General features: G+C 71.3%; 21 protein-coding genes and 1 pseudogene. 19 read left to right on the top strand and 3 right to left on the bottom strand.

The window, feature by feature from the left end; genetic code table 11:
* Positions 1-405: 405 nt before the first annotated feature.
* From REH65_RS16000 to REH65_RS15990, 3 genes are all read left to right on the top strand, one after another.
* Entirely contained in the window at positions 406-1,002 is a 597-nt protein-coding gene (locus REH65_RS16000; RefSeq protein WP_406693013.1) for a M23 family metallopeptidase, read from the top strand.
* A gap of 333 nt (positions 1,003-1,335) precedes the next feature.
* Positions 1,336-2,166 carry a DUF4231 domain-containing protein gene (locus tag REH65_RS15995; protein ID WP_406693012.1) on the top strand — a complete coding sequence of 277 codons (831 nt, stop codon included), beginning with the start codon at positions 1,336-1,338 and terminating at the stop codon, positions 2,164-2,166.
* 164 nt (positions 2,167-2,330) lie between these two features.
* Positions 2,331-3,323 carry a hypothetical protein gene (locus REH65_RS15990; protein WP_406693011.1) on the top strand — a complete coding sequence of 331 codons (993 nt, stop codon included), beginning with the start codon at positions 2,331-2,333 and terminating at the stop codon, positions 3,321-3,323.
* A gap of 264 nt (positions 3,324-3,587) precedes the next feature.
* On the opposite strand, the gene REH65_RS15985 is transcribed toward REH65_RS15990, so the two are convergent.
* Positions 3,588-4,844: a PEP-utilizing enzyme gene (locus REH65_RS15985; RefSeq protein WP_406693010.1), complete on the bottom strand. Its 1,257-nt coding sequence runs from the start codon at positions 4,842-4,844 to the stop codon at positions 3,588-3,590.
* A 466-nt stretch (positions 4,845-5,310) separates the two neighbouring features.
* Positions 5,311-6,087 (bottom strand): annotated as a pseudogene (locus tag REH65_RS15980) (PEP/pyruvate-binding domain-containing protein); the annotation flags it as partial.
* A 226-nt stretch (positions 6,088-6,313) separates the two neighbouring features.
* Between REH65_RS15980 and REH65_RS15975 the strand changes: the two are divergent.
* Positions 6,314-6,574: a hypothetical protein gene (locus REH65_RS15975; protein WP_406693009.1), complete on the top strand. Its 261-nt coding sequence runs from the start codon at positions 6,314-6,316 to the stop codon at positions 6,572-6,574.
* Between the two features lie 164 nt (positions 6,575-6,738).
* Here REH65_RS15975 and REH65_RS15970 read toward each other — a convergent pair whose 3' ends face one another.
* Positions 6,739-7,227: an inorganic diphosphatase gene (locus tag REH65_RS15970; RefSeq protein WP_132674525.1), complete on the bottom strand. Its 489-nt coding sequence runs from the start codon at positions 7,225-7,227 to the stop codon at positions 6,739-6,741.
* 146 nt (positions 7,228-7,373) lie between these two features.
* On the opposite strand from REH65_RS15970, the gene dacB reads away from it, so the two are divergent.
* The 15 genes from dacB (at position 7,374) to panD (ending at position 24,018) form a co-directional block, all read left to right on the top strand.
* Positions 7,374-10,739 carry a D-alanyl-D-alanine carboxypeptidase/D-alanyl-D-alanine-endopeptidase gene (gene dacB / locus REH65_RS15965; RefSeq protein WP_406693008.1) on the top strand — a complete coding sequence of 1,122 codons (3,366 nt, stop codon included), beginning with the start codon at positions 7,374-7,376 and terminating at the stop codon, positions 10,737-10,739.
* 153 nt (positions 10,740-10,892) lie between these two features.
* Positions 10,893-11,984 carry a zinc-dependent metalloprotease gene (locus tag REH65_RS15960; protein ID WP_406693007.1) on the top strand — a complete coding sequence of 364 codons (1,092 nt, stop codon included), beginning with the start codon at positions 10,893-10,895 and terminating at the stop codon, positions 11,982-11,984.
* 50 nt (positions 11,985-12,034) lie between these two features.
* Complete coding sequence (tilS, locus tag REH65_RS15955) at positions 12,035-13,021, top strand: tRNA lysidine(34) synthetase TilS (RefSeq protein WP_406693006.1); 987 nt, start codon at positions 12,035-12,037, stop codon at positions 13,019-13,021.
* Between the two features lie 76 nt (positions 13,022-13,097).
* Entirely contained in the window at positions 13,098-13,649 is a 552-nt protein-coding gene (gene hpt / locus REH65_RS15950) for a hypoxanthine phosphoribosyltransferase (protein WP_281457061.1), read from the top strand.
* Positions 13,650-13,850: 201 nt separating this feature from the next.
* Positions 13,851-16,100, top strand: coding sequence for an ATP-dependent zinc metalloprotease FtsH (gene ftsH / locus REH65_RS15945; RefSeq protein WP_406693005.1), 2,250 nt, complete (start codon positions 13,851-13,853; stop codon positions 16,098-16,100).
* Positions 16,101-16,267: 167 nt separating this feature from the next.
* Positions 16,268-16,840 (top strand): GTP cyclohydrolase I FolE, encoded by a 573-nt coding sequence (folE, locus tag REH65_RS15940; protein ID WP_406693177.1) that lies wholly within the window; start codon positions 16,268-16,270, stop codon positions 16,838-16,840.
* The gene (gene folP / locus REH65_RS15935; protein ID WP_281457059.1) at positions 16,840-17,688 is read left to right on the top strand and encodes a dihydropteroate synthase; all 849 of its coding nucleotides are present in this window, start codon (positions 16,840-16,842) and stop codon (positions 17,686-17,688) included. The genes folE and folP overlap by 1 nt, the downstream gene beginning before the upstream one ends.
* Positions 17,681-18,070, top strand: coding sequence for a dihydroneopterin aldolase (folB, locus tag REH65_RS15930; protein WP_406693004.1), 390 nt, complete (start codon positions 17,681-17,683; stop codon positions 18,068-18,070). The genes folP and folB overlap by 8 nt, the downstream gene beginning before the upstream one ends.
* Complete coding sequence (gene folK, locus REH65_RS15925) at positions 18,067-18,561, top strand: 2-amino-4-hydroxy-6-hydroxymethyldihydropteridine diphosphokinase (RefSeq protein ID WP_406693003.1); 495 nt, start codon at positions 18,067-18,069, stop codon at positions 18,559-18,561. The genes folB and folK overlap by 4 nt, the downstream gene beginning before the upstream one ends.
* Positions 18,562-18,842: 281 nt before the next feature.
* The gene (locus tag REH65_RS15920) at positions 18,843-19,304 is read left to right on the top strand and encodes a DUF3180 domain-containing protein (RefSeq protein WP_406693002.1); all 462 of its coding nucleotides are present in this window, start codon (positions 18,843-18,845) and stop codon (positions 19,302-19,304) included.
* Between the two features lie 118 nt (positions 19,305-19,422).
* Positions 19,423-20,304 carry a DUF6779 domain-containing protein gene (locus tag REH65_RS15915; RefSeq protein WP_406693001.1) on the top strand — a complete coding sequence of 294 codons (882 nt, stop codon included), beginning with the start codon at positions 19,423-19,425 and terminating at the stop codon, positions 20,302-20,304.
* Positions 20,305-20,363: 59 nt separating this feature from the next.
* Positions 20,364-21,596, top strand: coding sequence for a PrsW family intramembrane metalloprotease (locus tag REH65_RS15910; RefSeq protein ID WP_406693000.1), 1,233 nt, complete (start codon positions 20,364-20,366; stop codon positions 21,594-21,596).
* A 135-nt stretch (positions 21,597-21,731) separates the two neighbouring features.
* On the top strand, positions 21,732-22,625 hold the full coding sequence (locus tag REH65_RS15905) for a Rossmann-like and DUF2520 domain-containing protein (protein WP_281457053.1): 894 nt from the start codon (positions 21,732-21,734) through the stop codon (positions 22,623-22,625).
* A 34-nt stretch (positions 22,626-22,659) separates the two neighbouring features.
* Positions 22,660-23,529, top strand: coding sequence for a pantoate--beta-alanine ligase (gene panC, locus REH65_RS15900; RefSeq protein WP_281457052.1), 870 nt, complete (start codon positions 22,660-22,662; stop codon positions 23,527-23,529).
* A 24-nt stretch (positions 23,530-23,553) separates the two neighbouring features.
* On the top strand, positions 23,554-24,018 hold the full coding sequence (panD, locus tag REH65_RS15895; protein ID WP_406692999.1) for an aspartate 1-decarboxylase: 465 nt from the start codon (positions 23,554-23,556) through the stop codon (positions 24,016-24,018).
* The last annotated feature ends 130 nt before the right edge of the window (positions 24,019-24,148 follow it).

The raw sequence follows: 24,148 nt of genomic DNA, 5'->3' as shown, positions 1-24,148 counted from the left end.
GACGCGCCGGGAAGACGATCGGTTTTGACCTGATCGGGTGACTCTCGGTCGGGTGGTAAGGCGTTCCGGGCCGCTAACCGGAAACTCCTTCATTCCCATGCACCCTCCGTGCCGCTTCCCCGGACCGTGCGGGACCGGCCCCGGATCGTGCACCGGGAATCACGACCACAGTGGACGCTCGGTGTCCGGTGTGATTCCTGTGGTGGATTGGCGGACCGATCCAGTTGACGGCGAAGAGCACAAGTCGGGAAACGGATCGGCGAATGCGGAAATGCACGCCGCGACGAACTCGGCTCCAATCTTGTGCGGGCAGCCCCGACGCCGGAAACGAATAGACCGGCGTATGCCACCGGAATTCACCGAGCCGCGGCGTGAAAAGCGCCGGGGCGCCAGGAGTGAAGCACAATGGCATTGCGAGAAAGACCCGTCATCAATGAGGTCGTCGGAATCCTGCTCAGCGCCGGACTCTGCGCCGGAGGAATCGCCGCCGCTGCGGTGGCTGTGCAGGATGCCCACCCCGAGCGGAATATCCCAGCAGTACGACCGGTCGCGCACCCCGCCGCGATCCCCCCGATCGACTCCGGACCACCAGCCCCCCGGCCCGCGCCGTGGGTCGCGCCGACGCGCGGCGTGATCAGCAGCGGTTTCGAGATGCGGTGGGGCGAGATGCACAAGGGCGTCGACATCGCCAACGACGTCGGCACACCCATCCGCGCGGCCTCGGCCGGCACCGTCATCGATTCCGGTCCGGCCAGCGGGTACGGGTTGTGGGTCCGAATCGCGCACCCGAACGACACGGTTTCCACCTACGGCCACATCGATTCGGCCTACGTGGAAGTCGGCCGAAAGGTGCACTCGGGTGATCTCATCGCCGCGATGGGCAATCGCGGTGAATCCACCGGACCGCACCTGCACTTCCAGATCGAGGTCAAGGGGCAGGCGGTCGATCCCGTTTCCTTCTACGGCGATTCGCGGATGCTGACCGACTGGCCCGACCACTAGGAGGAGCGCGCGCTCTCTCGCGCCGCTCGCGAAAGATCCAGCGCACCGGCGCCGCCGGAACGCCGTTCTGCCCACCCGGTGGAGCGGAGTTCCGGCGGCGCTGCCACAGTGTCGGAACCCGGAACCCGGAACCGCGCAGCGCTCCCCGGCATCGCGCCACTCACTGTTATCACTGCCGGGTATTGCGGGGTTCGCGGCGTTCGAGCCCAGCGATGATCACTCGGCGCAGCCGGTAGTGGACCTTTAGGCCTAGTCGAGAGTCACCCTCCTGGCCGATTGTCGTGGAACTCCGGGAGACACTTCGATCGCACTAACGCGCTGGAAGGACATGTGATGGAGCGAGTGAATACGGCCGGGATCGTCGGCGGTGGGGTGCTCGCCGAGGATCACCGGCAGGGGGACGGCCTCCAGCAGGGGGACTGGGAGCGCCGCATCGCGCAGCGCTCCGAGGAGCTCTACCGGGAGCGCATCGTGCAGCGGCTGCTGCTCGCGTGGGCCGTCCCGGGGAACCTGCTGCTGGCGGCGGTGGGGGTGACGCTGCTGGCGTTATCGGCCTCGGTGGTGCCCGCGGCGGTGACGTTCTTCGTCGCCGCGACCTCGGCGGGCGTGGCGGCGGTGTACGTGTACCGCCAGCACTTTAGGGTTCGCGCGGTGGACACCGACCTGCGCGCACTCGAAGGTGCGCACCGCGAACAACTGCTGGACGAACTGGGGACCGGCGACCTGCTCGACGCGCACAAGCGCTACCGGGCGCAGCTGCCGGAGCTCATCGAGCGCTACCGCCACGAGGCGCGCGGCGACCGCTGGAAGGACAGCGCGCTGCAGACCGTGGTGATCGGCGGCTCGATCATCGCCGCCACCGCGACGGCGACCGCGGCATCCGTCCCGGACATCCGCTGGGTCGCCATCGTGCTGAGCCTGCTGGTGGCCGTGGCCGCGGCGTACGCGGGCTACGCCAAGCACCGCGACCGCAGCGCCTCCTGGCAGGAGACGGCCGACGCCCTGGAGCGCGAGTACGAGGCCGTGGAACTGCGCGTCGGCCGCTACCGCCGCTTCGGTTCCGAGCGCGAGGCCTACGCCGAATTCGCCGAAGCGGTCGAGGCGTTGCGCGCCGAACGCGCCCGCCGGTTGCCGTCGGCAGTCAATGACGGGCTCATGCAGTAATCAAGTCCGGTGGGCCTTCCCTCGATAGTGAAGAAAGTCCCGCGGGTTTTGATCACGCGTTGTTGATATTTCCTTCTTAAGTGATCGCTGAATAGTGGCAGGTGTTTCTTCCGTAACCTCCGCCGGGCGCACAGGACTCGGCCTGTGCAGAGAGGAGCATTGCGATGAAGCGCACCTTTACCGCGGCGGCCGCCGTACTGGTCGGTGGCGCCGGCGCCGTCAGCTTCGCGGCCACGGCCACAGCTGCCGAGAGCCCGCAGCTGCCGGCATCGCTGCCCACCGACAACGGCGTGGCCAACACCGCGTTCCACGCCGCCGGAACCCTCGCATCGGCCCAGAAGACCGTCGGTGACGTGGTTCCGCTCGACCAGCAGCTCACCGGCCGCTCCGGTGACCCGGTCAGCCAGGTCGTCAGCGGCACCCCCGCCGGCACCCTGCTCAAGCCGGTCGTCGACGCGGTCCAGGACGCCAGCACCGGCCACACCCACAGCCTCGACCCGGCGTCCGCGCTCGACGAGGTCCCGCTGCCGACCGGTTCCACCCTGCCCGCGGGCAAGAGCGGCCTGCCCGGGCTCGACGCCCTCGGCCCGGTCACCGACGTCACGGGTGGTCTGCCGGTCGCCGACTCGCTGCCCGTCGGCAAGAGCGGTCTGCCGGGCGGTGACGTCCTCAAGCCGGTCACCGACCTGGTCGGCGGCGGCCTGCCGGTCGGCAAGAGCGGCCTGCCGGGCGCCGACATCCTCAAGCCGGTCACCGACCTCATCGGCGGCGGCCTGCCCGTGGCCGGTGCGCTGCCCGTCGGCAAGAGCGGTGCGACGGACGCGCTGCCCACCGGTGCCCTGCCCACCACCCTCACCGGCACCCTGGACCAGGTGACCCAGAGCGCCCCGCAGACCAAGCCCGGTCAGCAGGCCACCCCGGTTCCCACCAACGTCGTGGGCGACACCGTGAGCAACGTGCTGGAGAACAACACCGAGGTCGGCGGCAGCGCGCTGCCCACCGGCAAGGCCGGCGACCCGGTCAGCGGTCTCGCGGGCGGACTTCCCGTCGTCAGCGACGTCCAGGGCATCACCGGCAAGGCCGGTTCGCCGCTGGACAAGGTCAACGACGTCGTCTCGCACGGCCCGCTCGGCAGCGCCACCCAGCTCGGCAACTGACATCCCCGAACCCGCCAACCCGTTCTCGGTCCCGGCGCATCCCCTTCCCCGCCGGACGATTCGGGTGATCGGCCCCCGTCACGACGACATCCAGACCTCGCCCAGCCCCTCCCGGCGAGTCTGAGACCGCTGAGGGCGGTGCGCGTTTCCCGTCGCGCACCGCCCTTTTCGCGTCCCCACCCCTCACCCCACGTCAAAAACCGCAACATTCGTCGCGCGAAAACCGCGGTTTTCGCGCGACGAAAACCGGGGTTTTCGAACGGGTCAGAGGTCGACGGTGCCGGTGGAGCCGTGGAGGGTGATGGTGCGGCCGTCGGGGATGGCGGTGGTGGCGTGCGGAACGCCCACGACGGCGGGGATCCCGTTCTCGCGGGCGACCGTGGCGCCGTGGGAGTTGGGGCCGCCCATCTCCATCACCAGGCCGGAGGCGGTGAGGAACAGCGGGGTCCAGCCCGGGTCGGTGGAGGGGGCGACGAGGATCTCGCCCGGTTGGAGGCGGGCGTGGGCCGGGTCGTGGATCACCCGGGCCGTGCCGGTGACGGTGCCCGGTGAGGCCGACGTGCCGCGCAGGGTGTTCTCCGAGTTCTGCTGGGGGAGAAGGGTTTCCGGTTCCGTTCCGTCGGAGAGCAGGAGCCTCGGCAGGTGCTTGCGGCGGAGTTCGCGGACATGGGTCTCGCGGCGGGTCGCGATGAGGTCGTGGTGGTCCGCTCCGTCGATGACGTCCGAGAGCTCCTCGTAGTTCAGGAAGAACACGTCGTCCGGGTCGGAAATCCAGCCGGATTCGGCCAGTTCCACTCCGATACCTCGGATGTGCTTGCGGGCGTGGGCGATTCCGAGGACCGCGCAGTACTTCGGCAGCTCGCGCATCCCGATGAGGTTCCGGACCCGGTTCAGCAGCCAGGCCGTGAAGCGGGCGCGCGGGCGGTTCTGCTGCCGGGCGACGATCTCGGCGGCCATCACCTCCGCCTCGTCGGCCGCCGCGCGGAAGCGCTGCACCGCGTCGTGCCCGGCCGAGCCGGTGCGGGCGTAGTTCTCCACCAGCGCCAGGACCTTCTCGGGGTGCTCGGACCAGCGCGCGACGCCCGCGTCGATCTCGGCGGCGGTGCGATGCCCGTGCCGCGCCAGGAACTCGTCGAGCCCGCGCTGGACCTCGGACGGCAGGTCCCGATCCCGGTAGCGGGCGGCGAGGTCGTCGACGTCCGGGCCGAGGCGTTGCGCGATCGCCCACAGCTCCAGGTCCATCTCGGTGGTCACGTTGTGCGGGACGCCGGACAGCACCACCTGGATCTCCGCCTCGCTCGCCCCGGTGAGCTTCGGCAGCAGGCGGCTCAGCAGCAGGATCGGCATCATCCTCGGCGCCACCCACGCCATGACCGGCGCGGTGGTCCGCCGCAGCGCGTGCCGGGCGGCGTCGAGCCGCTCCCGGGCGGTGACCGGTCGCGCGGCGGCGAGATCGGCGCGCAGCTCGTCGACCCGGCGGAACGCCTCCTCGCGGGCGCGCGGCGGGATCGCGCAGCACACCGGCCACCAGCAGCGGGATCCGGTTGCGCGCCAGGACCCCGGCGAGCCCGCGCAGCACGCGCCACGGCACGCCGGGGCGCAGCGGCAGCCGGGGATCGTCCATCATGGACTCGTAGACCCGTCCGGTGCGCGCCTCGGCCGCCGCCAGCAGACGCGGCAGCACCGCCCGGCCGACGCGGTTGCCGGTCGTGCCGGTGATGTCCAGGAACACCCACCCGTCGACCTCCCGCAGCGGCGCCGGTCGCGAGTCGGGCGACGGGATCCCGAGCTCCCGCAGCACCCCGGCGGCCAGCAGGCCGAGCGTCGCCGCGCCCATCGGCGTCAGCGGCCGGTACACGCCCTGCGCGACGTTGACCGACAGGTACATCCGCAGCCCGCGCTCGCTCTCGGCGGGCAGCGGGAACAGCGTCGTGACCGGCCGCGACTGGGTCAGCCACAGGCCGTCGGCGCCGATCGCCCACTCCACGTCCTGCGGCGTCCCGAAGTGCCGCGCCACCCGCCGGCCGACCTCGGCGAGCTCGCGGGCCTGCGCCTCGCCGATCGAGGCGGTCTCCGAGTCCTGCGCGATGGTCTCCACCCCGCCGCCCGGGACGGCCCGGACGCTGGTCGGCTTGTCGCCGGGCTGCGCGCTCACCCGGTCCCCGCGCACCACGAAGTGGTCCGGGGTGACGGCGCCGGAGACCACCGACTCGCCGAGCCCGGTGCTGGCGTCGATGACGCACTCCGCCCGATCCCCGGTGACCGGGTTCGCGGTGAACAGGACTCCGGCGGCGTGCGCGTCGACCATCCGCTGGACCACGACCGCGATCCGCACGGCGGCGTGCTCGACGCCGTTGGCCTCCCGGTAGGCGACCGCGCGGTCGGACCACAGCGACGCCCAGCAGCGGCGGACCGCGTCGAGCAGCGCATCGGTGCCGACGACGTTGAGGTAGGTGTCCTGCTGACCGGCGAAGCTCGCGTGCGGCAGGTCCTCGGCCGTCGCCGACGAGCGCACCGCCACCGGGCCCGGCCCGAGCTCGTCGCGGGCGCCGGTGATCGCGCCGACCAGCTCCGGCGGCAGCTCGGCGCTCGTGATCCGGTCGCGGATCCGGGAGGCCGAGCCCGGCAGGTCGCCGATCAGGTCGTCGACCGGGCAGACCGCCGCGCAGGTCTCGGTGGTGAGCACGAAGCCCGGCGGCACCCGGAACCCGGCGCCGATCAGCTCACCGAGGTTGGCGGCCTTCCCGCCGACCAGCTCGCCCATCCCCGCGTCGACCTTCTCCAGCCCCAGAACCGGGCCGATCGGCAGAACCGGGTCGCTCCGCAGCGCCGACACGACGACCACCTCCTCGTGCGTCGCCTCGACGGTAACTCCGCACCGGCCTCGGCTCAACATGTGTTGAATTTGGGGCCATCAGGGTGATCTCCGGACACCAGGTCGTCATGATCTTCGGCTCGGGGCATCCCTACATCGCGGAGGAAGGAGAGCGATGGCGTGGTTGATGCTGGCCGCGGCGGCGGGAGTCGTGGTCGTGGGGATGGCGCGGTGGCTCCGGCGGCACCTGGTGCGGCGGAGATCGGTGGCGCGGGCGAAGGTCGAGCTGGGCTGGTTCTACCAACCCCGCGAGCAGCGCCCCTACGTCCGAGGCTGTGGAAAACACGCGTCCGAGGAGCCGATGGTGGTGCTCCGCCGGGCCGACGGCTCACCCCTGGGGAGAGTGCCGCGACCTGGGAAGATGCGGTACCGGTGAGCGTTCGTCCACAAGGTTGTCCCCAGTTGTCCACAGGGCTGGGGAAATCCATCCACAACTGTGGAGAACTCGGCTGTGCAGAACTTCAGGGCGATCCCTCGGGGCACGAAAAGACCCTCCGCGCGTCTGCGAGGAGGGTCTTCCGATGTGGCCCGGAGGGAGCGTCAGTGGCCCGCTTCCTTGGCGCGCTCGTACGACTTCTTGATCTCGGCCTGCGCCTCGGCACGGCCGACCCACGTGGCGCCCTCCACGCTCTTGCCCGGCTCCAGGTCCTTGTACACCTCGAAGAAGTGCTGGATCTCCAGCCTGTAGAACTCGGAGAGGTGGTGGATGTCCTGCAGGTGCTCCTGGCGGGGGTCGTCCGAAGGAACGCAGATGACCTTGTCGTCGCCGCCCTTCTCGTCGCGCATGCGGAACATGCCGATGGCGCGCGACTTGATCAGGCAACCCGGGAAGGTCGGCTCCTGGACCAGCACCAGCGCGTCCAACGGGTCGCCGTCCTCACCCAGGGTGTCGTCGACGAACCCGTAGTCGGCCGGGTACTGCGTGGCGGTGAACAACGTCCGGTCGAGACGGATACGACCCGTCTCGTGGTCCACCTCGTACTTGTTCCGGTTCCCCTTGGGGATCTCGATCGTGACGTCGAAGTCCACGCGGTTCCTCACTCGTCTTGCGTCGGATGCAACCGCACGCTCGCGCGCGCGACCACGTCTAGTGTGGACCACGCTCGGGCCCCGGGCCCCACCGCAGTGCGAGAGCTCGCAATCTGGCAGTCTGACCTCCAGTCGAGGAGGAGCACGTGCCCGAACCCCAGAACACCCGGGGTGAGGTGTCCGAAACCGACGTCCGAGCGGCCTCACCGGACCAGGGGAACCGGTCGCGCACCGCTGCGCCGTCCCCGGATCGAGCTGCTGAGACGTCGGAGAACACCCCGCCCGCAAGCGACCCGGCGAAGCCTTCGGTGAACCCCGCGGAACCCCCGGCGAGCTCTGCCGCCGACGAGACCGGTGACGCCGGACCGGAATCGGGTCAGACCGCTCCGAGCGCCTCGGATTCTGGGACCAAGACCACATCCGCCGAGACCCCCACGGCGACCGTTCGCGTCGCCGGGAGCCTGTTCGACGGGGCTTCCGGGAACGACGGGGCTTCCGGGAACGACGGGGCTTCCGGGAACGACGGGGCTTCCGGGAACGACGGGGCTTCCGGCAGCGATGGCGCCTCGGGCAGCGATGGCGAGTCCGGTGATGGGGTGTCGAGCACGGTGAAGCTCGCCAAGTCCGCGGTGCGGAGTGCCACGGCCCAGACGCAGAAGCTCACCAAGCCCTCCTCGGACGACACCTCCTCGGACGACGCTTCCTCTGACGACGCTGCCGAGGACACCGCCGAGGCGAAGCCGGAGGAAGAGCCGAAAGCGGAAACCGCAGATCAGGAAGGCCCTGAGCAGGAATCCGATGCCCAGGGGGCCACGGCTGAGGAACCTGCGGAGGACGAGAACCCCGCGAAGGACCCGGCTTCTGACGAAGCCGCCTCCGACGAATCCGCCTCCGAGGAAGCCGAGTCCGAGGACCCCGCCTCCGACGAAGCCGAATCCGAGGAAGCCGAGTCCGAGGAAGCCGAGTCCACCGAGGACGACGCGACCGGCGAAACCTCCGAGGACGACACCGCAGCGGACGAGGCCACCGAGCCCGAGCAACCTGCCGAGGATTCCTCCACCGACGAATCCGGCACGGCGAAGTCTGACCACGAGACCGCCGCCGAGGAGTCCGACGACGAGGACTCCGAGGCAGCCGACAAGTCCGACGGCGAGAGCTCGGACGTCGATGAGAGCGGCGAGAAGTCCGACGCCGAGGCACCTGCTGACGCCGAGCCGGAGACTCCGGCGGGGGACGAACCCGATCAGGAGGAGCCTGCTCAGGAGGCCTTCCCCGAGAAGGACGAAGACGCACCCACCTCCGGGGCCCAGGACGACGAGCCCCAGGAGGAGACCGAGGCCGAGCAGGACTCGACCGAGGGGCAGGAGGCCGCGGAGGCATCGTCGGAGAGCGAAGCTCCCGCGGGAGCTTCCCCGGCCCCCGTCGAAGCTGAGGGCGAGACCGCCGACGACGAGGGAAAACCCGCCGAGGAGGACTCCGCTGGTGGGGGAGAGGCCCCCGCGGAAACCTCCACGGACTCCGACGAGGACGACGACGAGGACGAGACGCCCGCCGCCGGGACCGCGGTGGAGCCGGAGTGGCCTGCCGAGCAGACGCAGGTGATGCGACCGGTCGTCCTGGACGAGCCGGGGACTCCGAGCGAGACCGACGAGGCCCAGGCCGAATCCGAGACCGGGTCCGGTGCGGGGGAGCCCGAGGAGGAGGCCGCTGAGCGGACCCAGCGGATCTCGCGGGCGGATCTCGACGCCGCGCTGGCGAAGCCGGACGGGAAGAAGGAGGAGCCGCCGGAGTCGGCTGCCGAGCAGACGACCCGGATCGACCTCAAGCAGCTGCGCGCGTCCGCGCCCTCGGAGGCGCCCGCCGAGCGCACCCAGTGGATCGACCGGATCGACTTCGACGAGCCGCGCACCGCCTCGGCGTCCGACTTCGCCGGGTTGTCGGTGCCGCAGGCCGACCCGACGGTCGGTCTCGCGCCGCCGAACCCGCAGGCACCGCTCGCGCAGGGGCACCAGGCCCCGCAGGCCTACGCGAGTCCGGAGGACTTCGCGGGGCTGTCCGCGCCGCACCGGCCGGAGGACACGACCGACCCGGTCGCCTCGCGTGCCGTGCCGCAGCACATCCCGTTCCAGCCGGAGAGGGCGAAGACCGGACGCAAGGGCCGCGGGCCGCTGATCGGCATCGCGATCGGCCTGGTCGTGCTGCTGGGCGCGGCCGCGGCGTTCGGTCCGTCGTTGCTGAGCAAGACCCAGATCGCCGACCCGCCCGCGCCGGTCCGCCTCGACCCGAAGATCACCCCGCTGGGCCAGAACGCGCCGACGCCCGCGCAGTCGGGGATCAGCGCCGCGCTGGCCGGTCCGGCCGCGAACCCGGCGCTGGGCACGCTCGGCGGCATCGTCATGGACGCCCGAACAGGCAACGTGCTCTGGCAGCAGAACCCGGGCCAGCCGCTGATGCCGGCCTCGACGGGCAAGCTGCTGGCGATGAGCGCCGCGCTGCTCACCCTCGACCACGACGCGCGGCTGACGACGAAGGTGGTGCGCGGCAGTCAGCCGGGCACGGTGGTGCTGGTCGGCGGCGGTGACCCGACGCTGTCGGCGCTGTCCGGCGATCGGGAGTCGGTGTACCGGGGCGCGGCGAAGCTCGACGACCTGGTCGCGCAGGTCAAGGCCGCCTCCGGCGGTTCGGTGAGCACCGTCCTGGTCGACACCAGCCGCTACCGGGGTCCGGCGGCGGCGCCGGGCTGGTTGCCGGAGGACGTGGCGGCCGGGTTCTACGCGCCGATGGAACCGGTGATGCTCGACGGCGGCCGGGCCGACCCGACGGTGGACTACAGCCCGCGCACCCAGACGCCCGCGCTGCAGGCCGGTCAGGAGCTCGCGAAGCGGCTCGGCGCCGCGAGCGCAGCGCCGGGCAACGCCCCGGCGAACGCGCAGGTCCTGGGCCAGGTGCAGTCGGCCCCGGTGTCGGAGCTGGTGGAGAACGTGCTGCAGCACTCCGACAACGTGCTGGCCGAGGCGCTGACCCGCGAGGTCGCCATCGCCACCGGGAAGGAGCCGTCGTTCGCGGGCGGCACCCAGGCGGTCCGCGAGGTGCTGCAGCGCAACGGCCTCGACGTCAGCGGCACCACGATGGCCGACGGCAGCGGGTTGTCGCTGGACGACCGGATCACGCCGCAGCTGCTCGGGCAGCTGCTGCACAAGGCGACCGCCCCTGCGGGTCCGGACGGCGTGCTGCCGGAGTCCTCGGCGAAGCTGCGGGACCTCCTGCCCGGCATGCCCGTCGCGGGCGGTAGCGGCAGCCTCGCCGACCGGTACCAGGACAGCCCCGGCCAGGGCTGGGTGCGCGCCAAGACGGGCACGCTCGACGGCGCCAACAGCCTCGCCGGTTCGGTCGTCACCCAGGACGGCAGGCTGCTGGTGTTCGCGATGATGTCGAACGGCACCAGCTCCTCGCAGGCGCGCCCGGCACTGGACCAGCTCGCCGACGCCCTCCGCGGCTGCGGATGCCGTTAGGGGGCGTGCGGCGGAGCGGCGTTCTCCCCCACCCGAGCGAGCTGCTCCGCCACCCGCACCGCCGCGCATGGTGAGTCCCGTAGGTTCCTAACACCTGGTCACGGCACGAAAGCCTGATGTCCGGGGCGCGTTCCGGCGGGTACGGTCGGTGAGGTGAACGCCACTTCCGCCGTCGAGGCGCCCCGGACGCTGGACTGGAACGTCGCCGTGGGCACCGCGGTGCGGTTGATGAAGCCCGGACCCGAGGTGCCCAAGGCCGAGGCCGCGCGGGCCGTGCGCTCGCTGCGCCGGTTCAGCGCCGAGGCCGAGTCGCACGTGCGCGAGCGGACCGGTCTGGGCCTGGACCTGCCGATCGCCGAGGGCGACGTGGTGGACCGGCCCGACTGGGTGCGCGGCGCCGCCTTCGGCCTGTCCGAGATGACCAGCGCCGCCCTGGCCACCGTGGATTCGCAGGCGCTGCGCGGCGGTGACCTGCTGGGGGAGGTCAGCGCGCGCAGCGCCGGGGTGCAGGCCGGTGTCGTGCTGGCCTACCTGGGCGGCAAGGTGCTGGGCCAGTTCGACCCCTACGGCGAGTCCGGCGTGGAGGGCCAGCGCGGGCGGTTGCTGCTGGTCGCGCCGAACATCGTGGCCGCGCAGCAGTCGCTGGGCGTGCCTGCCGACGACTTCCTGATGTGGGTGTGCCTGCACGAGTCGACGCACCGGTTGCAGTTCAACGCCGTGCCGTGGCTGCGGGAGCACTTCGCCGCCGGGCTCGGGGAGCTGCTGACGCAGATGGAGGGCGGCACCGGAGAGCTGCTGACCCGGTTGCCGAACGTGATCCGCGAGGCCCGCACGGCGCGCCGCGCCGACTCCAGCCCGGGCGTGGTCGGGCTCCTGGAACTGCTGCAGTCGCCGGAGCAGCGGGCCGCGCTGGACCGGATCATCGCCATCTCCACGCTGCTGGAGGGCCACGCCGATCACGTGATGGACGCGGTCGGCCCGCAGGTCGTGCCCAGCGTCGGCACGATCCGCCGCCGCTTCACCGAGCGCCGCGCGGGCGGCGGCGTTCTCGACCGCATCCTGCGCAGCCTGCTGGGGGTGGACGCCAAGATCCGCCAGTACGCGCAGGGCGCGGCCTTCACCGACCACGTCGTGGACCGGGTCGGCATGACCGGCTTCAACGCCGTCTGGGCGCATCCGGACAACCTCCCGACCAGGTCGGAGATCACCGACCCGGACGCCTGGATCCGCCGGGTGCACGGCTGACCGCAGCGGCCGGGACGAGCGGGTTCCCGGCGGGCGGGGACAATCGGGGGATGCCTCCCGAGCCCGCCGTGAGCGAGACCCGAACCGCCGTGCGGCGGCTGCTGGAGTCCCCCGAGGCGGCGCCGTTCCGGGGATCACCGCTGGTCGTGGCCTGTTCCGGCGGCGCGGACTCGCTGGCGCTCGCGGCCGCCGCCGCGCACGTCGCCCGGCACCTCGGTGTCCCCGCCCAGGCGATCGTGGTCGATCACGGCCTGCAGGTGGGCTCCGGCGCGATCGCGGAAGGCGCCGTCGAGCAGCTGGCCCGGATCGGGATGTCCGCGCAGGTCGTGGAGGTCGCCGTCGACGGGATGGGCGGTCTGGAGGCCGCCGCCCGCAAGGCCCGCTACACGGCGCTGCGGGCCGAGCGCCCGAGCGGCGCCCCGGTGCTGCTCGGCCACACCCTCGACGACCAGGCGGAGACGGTGCTGCTGGGGCTGGGCCGGGGCTCGGGCTCGCGCTCGATCGCCGGGATGCGCCCGCTGGACCCGCCGTGGGCCCGCCCGTTCCTGGGCGTCCGGCGCGCCACCACCGAGGCCGCCTGCCGCGCCCAGGGCCTCGAACCCTGGCAGGACCCGCACAACGCCGACCCCCGGTTCACGCGTGTGCGGTTGCGCACAGAGGTGCTGCCGCTGCTGGAGGAGGTGCTGCAGGGCGGCGTCGCCGAAGCGCTGGCCCGCACCGCTCGCCAGCTGCGGGAGGACTCCGACGCGCTGGAGGAGGCCGCGGCCGCCGAGCTGTCCCGCGTCCGCGCCGATCACGGCCTCGACTGCGCCGAGCTCCGGCTGCTGCCGGCGGCCGTGCGGCGGCGGGTGCTGCGGGAGTGGCTCACCGCCGAAGGCGTGCCCGAAATGACCGATGCCCACCTGCGCTCGGCCGATGCGCTCATCGGCGACTGGCGTGGGCAGGGCGGCCCTGCGCTGCCGGGCGACTTTGTGCTGCGCCGAGCGCATGGCAGGCTGCGGGTGGAGACGGCGGACCGCAAGCCGCCGAATGGCTGACGGTGCACCGGCACGAACGTCGGGGCGGGTCTCCGGCTTGGGGAATTGTTGATCCGACAAGAGGGGAAGCCGAGCCGTGTACGACGGCGATATCGCTTCTGTGCTCATCACCGAGCAGCAGATCAAGGACAAGGTCGCGGAGCTGGCCAAGCAGGTCGACGAGGACTACCGGCAGGGCGGTGATCTGCTGCTGGTCGGAGTGCTCAAGGGCGCGGTCATGTTCATGACCGACTTCGCCAGGGCGCTCCCGCAGCCCGCGCAGCTGGAGTTCATGGCGGTCAGCTCGTACGGCTCGTCGACCTCGTCGTCCGGTGTGGTGCGGATCCTCAAGGACCTCGACCGCGACATCGCGGGCAAGCACGTGGTGATCGTCGAGGACATCATCGACTCGGGCCTGACGCTGTCGTGGCTGCTCAAGAACCTCAACGCGCGCAACCCCGCGTCGCTGGAGGTCTGCACGCTGCTGCGCAAGCCGGACGCGGTGCAGGTGGACGTGCCGGTGCGCTACGTCGGATTCGACATCCCGAACGAGTTCGTCGTCGGCTACGGTCTCGACTACGCAGAGCGCTATCGTGATCTGCCCTACATCGGCACTCTCGATCCGAAGGTGTACACCTCGGGCGTGTGATGCTCGGTGCAGGATCGTCCCGCCCACGTGAGGCGGGGCGGTCCTAGTAATCTGGGCGCCCTGTGCTGGGCGCGGCATGGTCGTGCGCGCGCATCGGCCGGTACGCTGGTCTGAAGGGGTTGACGGCGGGTGTCCGCATCAGGGGTCGTCACCCGAAGTAACAGTCAGGGAGGGTCGAGGCCGCCCGTCGGCCGCAAGTGAATGGACCGAAAGCGCCTGCTCCGCAACCCGCTGCTGTGGATCCTGACAGCGTTCCTGTTGGTCTACGCCTTCAGCGTGCTCTTCGACGAGACTCGCGCCTACCGCGAAGTCTCCACCTCGCAAGCCCTGGAACAGATCGCCCAGGGCAAGGTCAAGGAAGCGACCATCGAGGACAAGGAGCAGCGGGTCCGGCTGACCCTCAACGACGGCCAGAACTTCCAGGGCAGCAATCAGCTGATCGCGAACTACCCGGCCGGCTCCACCGAGCAGGTCGTCGGCGAGATCCGCAACGCTCACGTGCCGACCTGGAACACCAAGGTCACCCAGGACTCGTTCTGGGTGCAGATGCTGTTCTACCTCGTGCCCATCGGCCTGCTCGTGCTGCTGCTGATGTGGATGATGAACAACGTCCAGGGCGGCGGGAACCGCGTCCTGAACTTCGGCAAGTCCAAGGCCAAGCAGCTCACCAAGGACATGCCCAAGACGCTGTTCGGCGACGTCGCCGGCGCCGATGAGGCCGTCGAGGAGCTGCACGAGATCAAGGACTTCCTGCAGAACCCGGGCCGCTACCAGGCCCTGGGCGCGAAGATCCCCAAGGGCGTGCTGCTCTACGGCCCGCCCGGTACCGGTAAGACGCTGCTGGCCCGCGCGGTCGCCGGCGAGGCCGGGGTGCCGTTCTACTCGATCTCCGGTTCGGACTTCGTCGAGATGTTCGTCGGTGTCGGTGCCTCCCGCGTCCGCGACCTGTTCGAGCAGGCCAAGCAGAACGCGCCCTGCATCATCTTCGTCGACGAGATCGACGCGGTCGGCCGCCAGCGCGGCGCCGGTCTCGGCGGTGGTCACGACGAGCGCGAGCAGACGCTGAACCAGCTGCTCGTCGAGATGGACGGCTTCGACTCGCGCGGCGGCATCATCCTGATCGCCGCCACCAACCGCCCGGACATCCTGGACCCGGCGCTGCTGCGCCCGGGCCGCTTCGACCGCCAGATCCCGGTCTCGGCACCGGACCTGCGAGGCCGCAAGGCGATCCTGGGCGTGCACTCCAAGGGCAAGCCGCTCGCGCAGGACGTCGACATGGACGGCCTGGCCAAGCGCACGGTCGGCTTCTCCGGCGCGGACCTGGAGAACGTGGTCAACGAGGCCGCGCTGCTCACCGCCCGCGAGAACGGCCAGCTGATCAACGCCTCCGCGATGGAGGAGGCGGTGGACCGCGTCGTCGGCGGCCCGCGCCGCAAGAGCAAGATCATCTCGGAGCGGGACAAGAAGATCACCGCCTACCACGAGGGCGGACACGCCCTGGCCGCGTGGGCGATGCCCGACCTGGAGCCGGTCTACAAGCTCACGATCCTGCCGCGCGGCCGCACCGGTGGTCACGCGCTCGTCGTCCCCGAGGACGACAAGGACATGATGACCCGCTCGGAGATGATCGGTCGCCTGGTGTTCGCGCTGGGTGGCCGCTCCGCCGAGGAGCTCGTGTTCCACGAGCCGACCACCGGCGCCTCCAGCGACATCGAGCAGGCCACCAAGATCGCTCGCGCGATGGTCACCGAGTACGGCATGACCGCTCGCCTCGGCGCCGTCAAGTACGGCAAGGAGGAGGGCGACCCGTTCCTGGGCCGCACCGCCGGTCAGCAGCCGAACTACTCGCTGGAGGTCGCGCACGAGATCGACGAGGAGGTGCGCCGGCTCATCGAGGCCGCGCACACCGAGGCGTGGGAGGTGCTCAACACCTACCGCGACGTGCTCGACGACCTCGTGCTGGAGCTCATCGAGAAGGAGACGCTCAACCGCAAGGACCTGGAGCGGATCTTCTCGCGGGTCGAGAAGCGGCCGCGGATCACCGCGTTCAACGACTTCGGCGGGCGCACCCCGTCGGAGAAGCCGCCGATCAAGACCCCGGGTGAGCTGGCCAAGGAGCGCGGCGAGCCGTGGCCCCCGGTCGTGGAGGAGCCGACCCCGGCCCCTCTCCGCCCCGGCCACCGGTGCCGAGCAGAACGGCACCCCTGTCCAGGAGCAGACCCCGGCCCAGGAGCAGACCCCGGCGGGCGCCGGGGCGAACCAGGGCACGGTGCAGATCCAGCAGCCGCAGTCCGGTCAGCAGGTTCCCTCCGCGGTGCCGCCGAACTACGGTGCACCTCCTGGATGGACCCCGGCGACCAACCCGTCCGGTTCGAACTACAACTGGACGCCTTCCTGGGAGCGCGGTCAGCAGTCCTCGGAGCAGGGCGAACCGCAATCCGACCGGCCTGAGGGCCAGGATTCGGCCAGGGAGAACGGCAGCGGCAACAACGGCCGCTGATACTGGCGGGCGCAGCGCCCGCCGGGCGCTGCGAAGCCAGTGGAGGACAGCAACTGTGACCAATGCGGTCGACGAGCCGATCGGGGCGGGCAACTCCCGCCCCGACGGCTCTTTCCACATGCCCCAGTTCGACCAGGCCCGCGCCGAGGCCGCGATCCGGGAACTGCTCATCGCAGCCGGTGAGGACCCCGACCGCGACGGTCTGCGGGAAACCCCGCAGCGCGTCGCCCGCGCCTACCGCGAGCTGTTCGCGGGGCTCTACACCAACCCGGACGAGGTCTTGGACAAGACCTTCGACGAGGCGCACGAAGAACTCGTCCTCGTCCGGGACATCCCGGTGTATTCACAGTGTGAACACCACTTGCTCCCCTTCCACGGCACCGCGCACATCGGGTACATCCCGAACGAGCAGGGGCGGGTGACCGGGTTGTCGAAGCTGGCTCGGCTGGTCGATCTCTACGCCAAGCGCCCGCAGGTGCAGGAGCGGCTGACGTCGCAGGTCGCCGACGCGCTGGTGCGCAGGCTGGAGCCGCGCGGCGTGATCGTGGTGATCGACGCCGAGCACCTGTGCATGGGCATGCGCGGTGTGCGCAAGGCAGGATCGACCACCACGACGTCGGCGGTGCGCGGCATCTTCCGCAGCTCGGCGTCCTCGCGTTCCGAGGCGCTGGCCCTGATCAGGGGGCGTTGATGCACGCCAAGCTGCCCTGCCCGGCGCGCTGCGCCGTGATGGGCATCCTCAACGTCACGCCGGACTCGTTCTCCGACGGCGGGCGCTACCTGGACCGCGCGGCGGCGGTCGCGCACGGCGTGGAGATGCACCGGATGGGCGCCGACATCGTCGACGTCGGCGGCGAGTCCACCCGGCCCGGCTCGGAGCGGGTGGACGCCGCGACCGAGATCGAGCGGGTGCTGCCGGTGGTGCGGGAGCTGGTCGCGGCGGGCGTGCCGGTCAGCGTGGACACCACGCGGGCCGAGGTGGCCGCGGCGACCGCGGGCGCGGGCGCCTCGGTGATCAACGACGTGTCGGGCGGGCTCGCCGACCCGGAGATGGCGCACGTCGCCGCCGACACCGGCCTGCCGTGGGTGCTGATGCACTGGCGGGGTCACAGCAAGAACATGAACGCGCTCGCCCAGTACGACGACGTGGTCACCGACGTCCGCGACGAGCTCCTGCGGCAGGTCGAGGCGGCGGTGCGCGCGGGCGTGGCCGAGGAGGCGATCGTGCTCGACCCTGGTCTGGGCTTCGCCAAGACCGGCAGGCAGGACTGGCAGCTGCTGCAGAACCTCGACAGCCTCGTCGACCAGGGGTTTCCCGTTCTGGTGGGGGCTTCCCGCAAGCGGTTCCTGGGCGCGCTGCTGGCCGACGACGACGGTGCGCCGCGCCCGCCGGACGGCAGGGAGACGGCGACCGCCGTGGTCTCCGCGCTGTCCGCGGACCGGGGCGCGTGGGGCGTGCGGGTGCACGACGTGCAGCGTTCCCTGGACGCGGTCGCGACCACGGCCGCCTGGCGCAGCGGGGGAGAGTGCCTTGGCTGATCGGATCACGCTGACCGGGCTCGCGGTCCGCGGCAACCACGGCGTCTTCGACCACGAGAAGCGGGACGGCCAGGACTTCCTGGTCGACATCACCGTCTGGCTCGACCTGGCCGACGCGGCCGCGACCGACGACCTCACCAAGACGCTGCACTACGGCGAGCTCGCCGAGATGGCGGCCGGGATCGTCGGCGGCCCCTCGCGGGACCTCATCGAGACGGTCGCCGCCGAGATCGCCGACCGGGTGATGGAGGACGAGCGGGCCTACGCCACCGAGGTCACGCTGCACAAGCCGCACGCGCCGATCCCGCTGGCCTTCGCCGACGTCGCGGTCACCATCCGCCGCTCCCGCCGGGGCGGGCGGGGGAACGTGGTGCCGGCGTGAGCAGGGCGGTGCTGTCGCTGGGGTCGAACCTCGGCGACCGGTTGAGCTACTTGCGGCTCGCGGTCGAGGGCCTCGCCGACGTGCTGGTCGCGGTCTCCCCGGTCTACGAGACGGCCCCGTGGGGTGTCACCGACCAGCCGGACTTCCTCAACGCGATCGTCATCGCCGACTCCCCGGACCTCGACGAGTGGGACTGGCTGCGCCGCGCCCAAGCCCTCGAACAGCAGGCGGAACGGGTCCGCGAGCAGCGCTGGGGTCCCCGCACCCTCGACGTCGACGTCGTCGCGGTCGACGACGTCCGCAGCACCCACCCCGATCTCCTCCTCCCGCACCCGGGCACCCCGTCGAGAGCCACGGTCCTCATCCCCTGGCTGGCGATCGACCCGGACGCCACCCTCCCCGGCCACGGCCGGGTCGCGGACCTCCTCACGGCCCTCCCGGAGTCGGACATCAACGACGTCCACCAGCGGGACGACCTCACCCTCCGCTGACGAACCCCACCAGCTCGCCGAACCCACCAGCTCGCCGAACCCACCAGCTCGCGGCCCGGCCAGGTCCCGTACGGAGAACGCCGGTATTCCGCACACGGATCACGGCAGCAATCCGTCACCCCCGGAACCACTCACCTCGGGGAGGCGGATTGCTCCCGTTCTCCGTCACCGGATTACGGGAGCAATCCGCGGTTGGGGACCGGAACGCGGGGCTGGGGACCGGAACGCGGAGTTGGGTCAGGTGGGATGCTGGGGGTGTGTCGCCTCGACGTACTGAGCAGATGTCGTTCACCAAGCCCGGGCAGTTGGTGGCCTCGGGGTTGGTGGCGGCCGTGGTGGTGTTCCTGGCCTGCCAGCTGAGCTACGGGGATCTGCCCCCGTTGCCGCTGCTGGCGGGGGCGACCTTGCTGTTGATCGCCGTCGTGGACGTCGTGCTGGCCCTGGTGCTGCGGCCTCGGGTCCAGCGGAAGCCCGGGGTGGAGCCCGTGGAGGCGTTGACGGCGGCTCGGGCGGTGGCGTTGGCGAAGGCGTCGTCGCTGGCCGGGGCGATCATGGCCGGGGTGTGGATCGGCCTGCTCGGGTACCTGCTGCCGATCATGAACACGGTGCAGGCGGCGCGGTCGGACACGCTCGCGGCGGTCGTCGGCTTGATCAGCGCGGCCGCGCTGATCGGTGCGGGACTGTGGCTGGAGCACTGCCTCCGGAACCCGGACGACCCGGACGAGCTCGACGAGGACGAGTGAAACCGCCCACGCACTGCGCTGTTCGGAGCAGTCACCGCTCAGCTGACCTGCGCAACGTGCGAACGGTTTGGCGCACCTTCAGGTCTCGAACTGATAACCGCCTTGTACGGTGGGCGCCATGTCCGAGCGCGGCACCACCGAGACCGACCCCGACAGCGGGCGCTCCCACGTCCTGTGGGGCGGCGCGCTCGTGCTCGCCGCAGCCGCCACGTCGGTGCTCATCCTCAGCGAGGACGCGCGGCTGCTGCGCCTCGGCCTGATCGCCGCGCTGTGGGCCGCGCTGCTGGGCGCGTTCGCCGTGGCGCGGCTGCGCCACCGGGTCGTCGAGAGCGAGCAGGCGGTCGCCGACCGGCAGCGGATCTACGAACTGGAGCTGGAGCGCGAGATCGCCGCGCGCCGCGAGTTCGAGCTGGAGGCCGAGGCGGAGGCCCAGCGCCGCGCTTCGGAGAACTCCGACACGCAGATCCGCGCGCTGCAGGCCGAGCTGACCAAGCTGCGCACCACTCTGGAGCAGGTGATCGGCGGTGACGTGCTCTTCGAGCGGGTCGCGCTGCGCGCCGAGTCCACCCGGGTCCGCTCGCTGCCGGAGCGCTCGCAGGGCGAGACGAAGTTCCTGCGTCCCCAGCAGGCCAAACCGGTCCAGCAGGCCAAACCGGTCCAGCAGCAGAAGACGGCCATCCAGCAGCCGGTGCGGCCGAAGAAGCAGCCGGAGCCGGTCCCGGCCGCCGCGAAGACCGACGTGATGGCCAAGCTCTCCGGTGAGGTCCCGCTGACCGAGACTCCGGCCGCCAAGCCGCAGACCGTCCCGCAGGATTCGAAACCGCAAGCCGCGCAACCGGTTCCGAGCCCGCCGAGGCGGCCGGACCGCTCGGCCTACGAGAAGCCGGCCGAGCCGGACCCGTCGGGCGCGCACACCGGCTCGGGCACGTCGGTCAACGACCTCATCGCCGCCTACGGCGGTGCGCCGGACGTGCAGCGGCGCCGCCGTCGCCGTGCCTGAAGGTTGCGAGAAGGCGACCATTCGGTCAGCCGCGAAGCGAGCCCAATAGGGTCTGGGGCGTGTCGAGTCCTGATCACGCGGAGCCGGTCGCTGACGTCTCCCGCGCGCGCCGGTTGCAGAGCCGCAAGCACCACGCCGTCGGCTGGCCCATCGCCGGTCTGATCCTGCTCGGGATGATCGGGCTGGTCATGCTGGGGATCACGACGTCCCGGGTCGGTGCGATGCCCGCCGTGTTCGGCGCGGTCGCCGCGCTGCTGCCGGTCGGGATCGTGGTGGCCGCGACGGTGTGGATCGATCGCTGGGAGCCCGAGCCGCCGATGCTGATGATCGGCGCGTTCCTGTGGGGCGCGGGCGGTGCGACGGCCTGCTCGCTGCTGCTCAACAGCACCTCGGAGTCGGTGGCGAACCTGTTCCTGGGCCAGGCCGATCACCGCTTCTTCCTGACCGCGGTGATGGGCCCGGTGGTGGAGGAGGCCGCCAAGGCCGTGTTCGTGGTCGGCCTGTGGATGCGCCGCCGCGCGGAGTTCAACGGCCTGGTCGACGGCATCGTCTACGCCTCGCTGACCGCCGCCGGTTTCGCCTTCACCGAGAACATCCTGTACTTCGGCAAGGCCTTCGCCGACGGTGGTGTGACCGGGGGAGCGGTCGTGGCGCTGTTCGTGCTGCGCGGTGTCCTGGCCCCGTTCTCGCACCCGCTGTTCACGTCGATGTTCGGCATCGCGGTCGGTTTCGCGTGGGGTGCGCGGACGCGGTTGCAGCAGTTCGGCTGGCTGCTCGGCGGTTACCTGGTGGCGGTGCTGCTGCACGCGGTGTGGAACTCGGCGACGTTCCTGGGCGGCACCGGGTTCATCAACGTCTACTTCCTGATCATGGTCCCGGTGTTCCTCGGCACGTTCGCGCTGATCATGTGGCAGCGCAAGCGGGAGCAGCGGATCGTCATCGAGCAGCTGCCGAAGCTGGAGCGGGCCGGGTTGATCGCGCGCAGCGAGATGGAGCTGCTGGCGAGCTTGACCGGCAGGCAGGGCTGGCAGAGCAAGGTCAGGAAGCGCGCGGGCGCGCAGGCCGCGAAGTCGGTGCGCGACTACCAGATCGCGGTGACCGAGCTGGCGTTCCTGCAGCACCGCTCGGAGGCCGGGCGCACCACCAGCGCCGCGCGCCGGGCTCGCCGCGAGAAGCTGATCGCCGACCTCAAGCAGGCGCGCCGCTCGGCGGCGGGCCGCCAGGAGGCCATCCACACCGCCAAGATCAACATCGACGAGCTGACCCGACGCGTGCCCAAACCCCGCGAGTGAGCGGGCACGTTCGCGTGGTTCTCGCCACCTTTAGCCGTCTTGGGGTGGCCCCTGACCGGGGTGTTGGGGCTACTCTCGCGGCGCTGTCTGGTACCCGGTATCGGGACTGGAACGGTTTTGGAGGAACACGTGGCGATGTCTGCTGAACCCACGGGCCCTCGACTGCGGGTGGGGATCGTCTCCGCCGGTCGGGTGGGTGCCGTGCTGGGCGCCGCGCTGCAGCGGATCGGGCACGAGGTCGTCGCGGTCTCCGCGGTCTCGGACGCCTCGCTGCGCCGCGCGGAGGAACTGCTGCCCGGTGTGCCGATCGAGCCGCCGGACGCGGTCGCCAAGAACGCCGAACTGCTGGTCCTGGCCATCCCGGACGACGCGATCCCCGGCATGGTGCAGGGCCTGGTCTCCGCCGACGCGCTGCACGCGTCGCAGCTGGTCGTGCATACCTCGGGCTCGCAGGGCGTGACCGCGCTGGAGCCGGCCGCCGCGATCGGCGCGCTGACGATGGCGCTGCACCCGGCGATGACCTTCACCGGTCGCCCGGAGGACGTCGACCGGCTCTCCGACGCCTGCATGGTGATCACCGCGACCGAGCTCACCGGCTGGAGCGTCGCCGAGAGCATCGCGATCGAGCTGGGCATGGAGCCGGTGCGCATCGACGAGGAGTCCCGCCCGCTCTACCACGCGGCCCTCACCCACGGGGCGAACCACCTGATCACGCTGGTCAACGAGTGCCAGCAGCTGCTGCGCGACGCGGGGGTGGAGGTGCCCGGGCGGGTGATGGCGCCGCTGCTGTCGGCGTCGCTGGACAACGCGCTGCGCCTGGGCGACCGCGCCTACACCGGCCCGGTGGTGCGCGGCGATTCCGGGACCGTGCGCGGGCACCTGCGCGCGCTGTCCGACGCCGACCCGGACGTCGTGCCGGGGTATCGGGAGCTGGCCCGGCGCACGGCGCTGCGGGCCGAGCGGAGCGGCCTGCTGCGCGGCGACGTCGCCGCGCGCGTGCGCGAGGCCCTCGACGAGGAACAGGCCTGACCGCGCACGTCGCGGCGAAGACATGGAGTCGACGATGACGAACAACCCCGGCTACCAGGCCGGAGAGCTCACCGTGCACACCGATCCGGCGGAGCTCGCGCGGGTCACCCGCGCGCTGCGGGCGACCGGCCGCAGGGTGCACCTGGTGCCCACGATGGGCGCGCTGCACCGCGGCCACCTGGAGCTGATCAAGCGGGCGAAGGACGCCAACGTCGTCGTGGTGGTGTCGATCTTCGTCAACCCGCTGCAGTTCGGCCCGAACGAGGACTTCGACCGCTACCCGCGCACCTTCGAGGCCGACGTCGAGGCCTGCCGCGAGGCCGGGGTGGGCCTGGTGTTCGCGCCGACCGTCGACGCGATGTACGCGGACGGCCGCGAGCTGGCGGTGCAGGCCGGGCCGCTGGGCGATGAGCTGGAGGGCGCGACCCGCCGGGGGCACTTCGACGGGATGCTCACCGTCGTGCTCAAGCTGCTCAACATCGTGCGCCCGGACCTGGCGTTCTTCGGCGAGAAGGACTACCAGCAGCTGGTGCTGATCCGGAAGATGGCGCGGCAGTTCAACCTGGACTCGCAGATCCAGGGCATCCCCACCGTCCGCGAGTCCGACGGCCTGGCCCTGTCCAGCCGCAACGTCTACCTCGACGAGGAGCAGCGCCGCGCGGCCCTGGCGATCTCGGCGTCGTTGACCGCCGGCGCGCACGCCGCGGTCGGCGGCCCGGAGGCGGTGCTCAAGGCGGCCCGCGAGGTGCTGGCCACCGAACCCCTGGTGCAGCCGGACTACCTGGAGCTGCGCGACCCGGAGCTGGGGCCGACCCCGGAGTCCGGCGAGGCGCGGCTGCTGGTGGCGGCGAAGGTCGGTTCCACCAGGCTGCTCGACAACGCGATGGTCCTGCTCGGCGAGTGAAGTCCGGCCCCTAGGAGGTCAGCGATGTTCCGCACGATGTTGAAGTCCAAGATCCACCGGGCCACCGTCACCCAGGCCGACCTGCACTACGTCGGCTCGGTGACCGTCGACAAGGACCTGATGGAGGCCGCCGACCTGCTGGAGGGCGAGCAGGTCGCGATCGTCGACGTCACCAACGGCGCTCGGCTGGAGACGTACGTGATCACCGGCGAGCGGGGGTCCGGTGTCATCGGGATCAACGGGGCGGCCGCGCACCTGATCGAGCCCGGGGACATCGTCATCCTCATCGCCTACGGCGTGATGGACGAGCTCGAAGCCCGGTCCTTCCAGCCCAAGGTGATCTTCGTCGACGCTGATAACAAGCCGGTTGAGCTGGGGACGAACCCTGGTCATGCGCCGGAGGGATCGGGTCTCTTGTCCTCTCAAGCCGACGCGGAGACCGACGACGCCGCCAAGCTCGATGCTCTGCTCCAGCAGCCGGAGAACTGATCAAGAACTCTGTGGTCCTGCTGCTCGGCGGTGCGGGTAGCGGAACCTCAGACGCCTTCTGGCTCCGGGATCCGAGACTTATGTATGCCAATTACACGGCGTGTCGGCTGTCCTCACCAGAAGACGTCTG

The sequence above is a fragment of the Saccharopolyspora sp. ID03-671 genome, from assembly GCF_045278815.1.
GTDB classification, from domain to species: domain Bacteria; phylum Actinomycetota; class Actinomycetes; order Mycobacteriales; family Pseudonocardiaceae; genus Saccharopolyspora; species Saccharopolyspora ipomoeae.
The sequence above is the reverse complement of the archived record's forward strand: the minus strand, read 5'-3'. Positions and strand labels throughout refer to the sequence as shown.

Bases quoted from the DNA above. Each gene is read 5' to 3' on its own strand.
- REH65_RS15990 (WP_406693011.1), top strand. From the start codon at position 2,331: ATGAAGCGCACCTTTACCGCGGCGGCCGCCGTACTGGTCGGTGGCGCC.
- tilS (WP_406693006.1), top strand. From the start codon at position 12,035: ATGCCTCCCGAGCCCGCCGTGAGCGAGACCCGAACCGCCGTGCGGCGG.
- REH65_RS15975 (WP_406693009.1), top strand. From the start codon at position 6,314: ATGGCGTGGTTGATGCTGGCCGCGGCGGCGGGAGTCGTGGTCGTGGGG.
- REH65_RS15905 (WP_281457053.1), top strand. From the start codon at position 21,732: ATGTCTGCTGAACCCACGGGCCCTCGACTGCGGGTGGGGATCGTCTCC.
- ftsH (WP_406693005.1), top strand. From the start codon at position 13,851: ATGGACCGAAAGCGCCTGCTCCGCAACCCGCTGCTGTGGATCCTGACA.
- panD (WP_406692999.1), top strand. From the start codon at position 23,554: ATGTTCCGCACGATGTTGAAGTCCAAGATCCACCGGGCCACCGTCACC.
- REH65_RS15995 (WP_406693012.1), top strand. From the start codon at position 1,336: ATGGAGCGAGTGAATACGGCCGGGATCGTCGGCGGTGGGGTGCTCGCC.
- REH65_RS16000 (WP_406693013.1), top strand. From the start codon at position 406: ATGGCATTGCGAGAAAGACCCGTCATCAATGAGGTCGTCGGAATCCTG.
- REH65_RS15915 (WP_406693001.1), top strand. From the start codon at position 19,423: ATGTCCGAGCGCGGCACCACCGAGACCGACCCCGACAGCGGGCGCTCC.
- folE (WP_406693177.1), top strand. From the start codon at position 16,268: ATGCCCCAGTTCGACCAGGCCCGCGCCGAGGCCGCGATCCGGGAACTG.
- panC (WP_281457052.1), top strand. From the start codon at position 22,660: ATGACGAACAACCCCGGCTACCAGGCCGGAGAGCTCACCGTGCACACC.
- folP (WP_281457059.1), top strand. From the start codon at position 16,840: ATGCACGCCAAGCTGCCCTGCCCGGCGCGCTGCGCCGTGATGGGCATC.
- REH65_RS15920 (WP_406693002.1), top strand. From the start codon at position 18,843: ATGTCGTTCACCAAGCCCGGGCAGTTGGTGGCCTCGGGGTTGGTGGCG.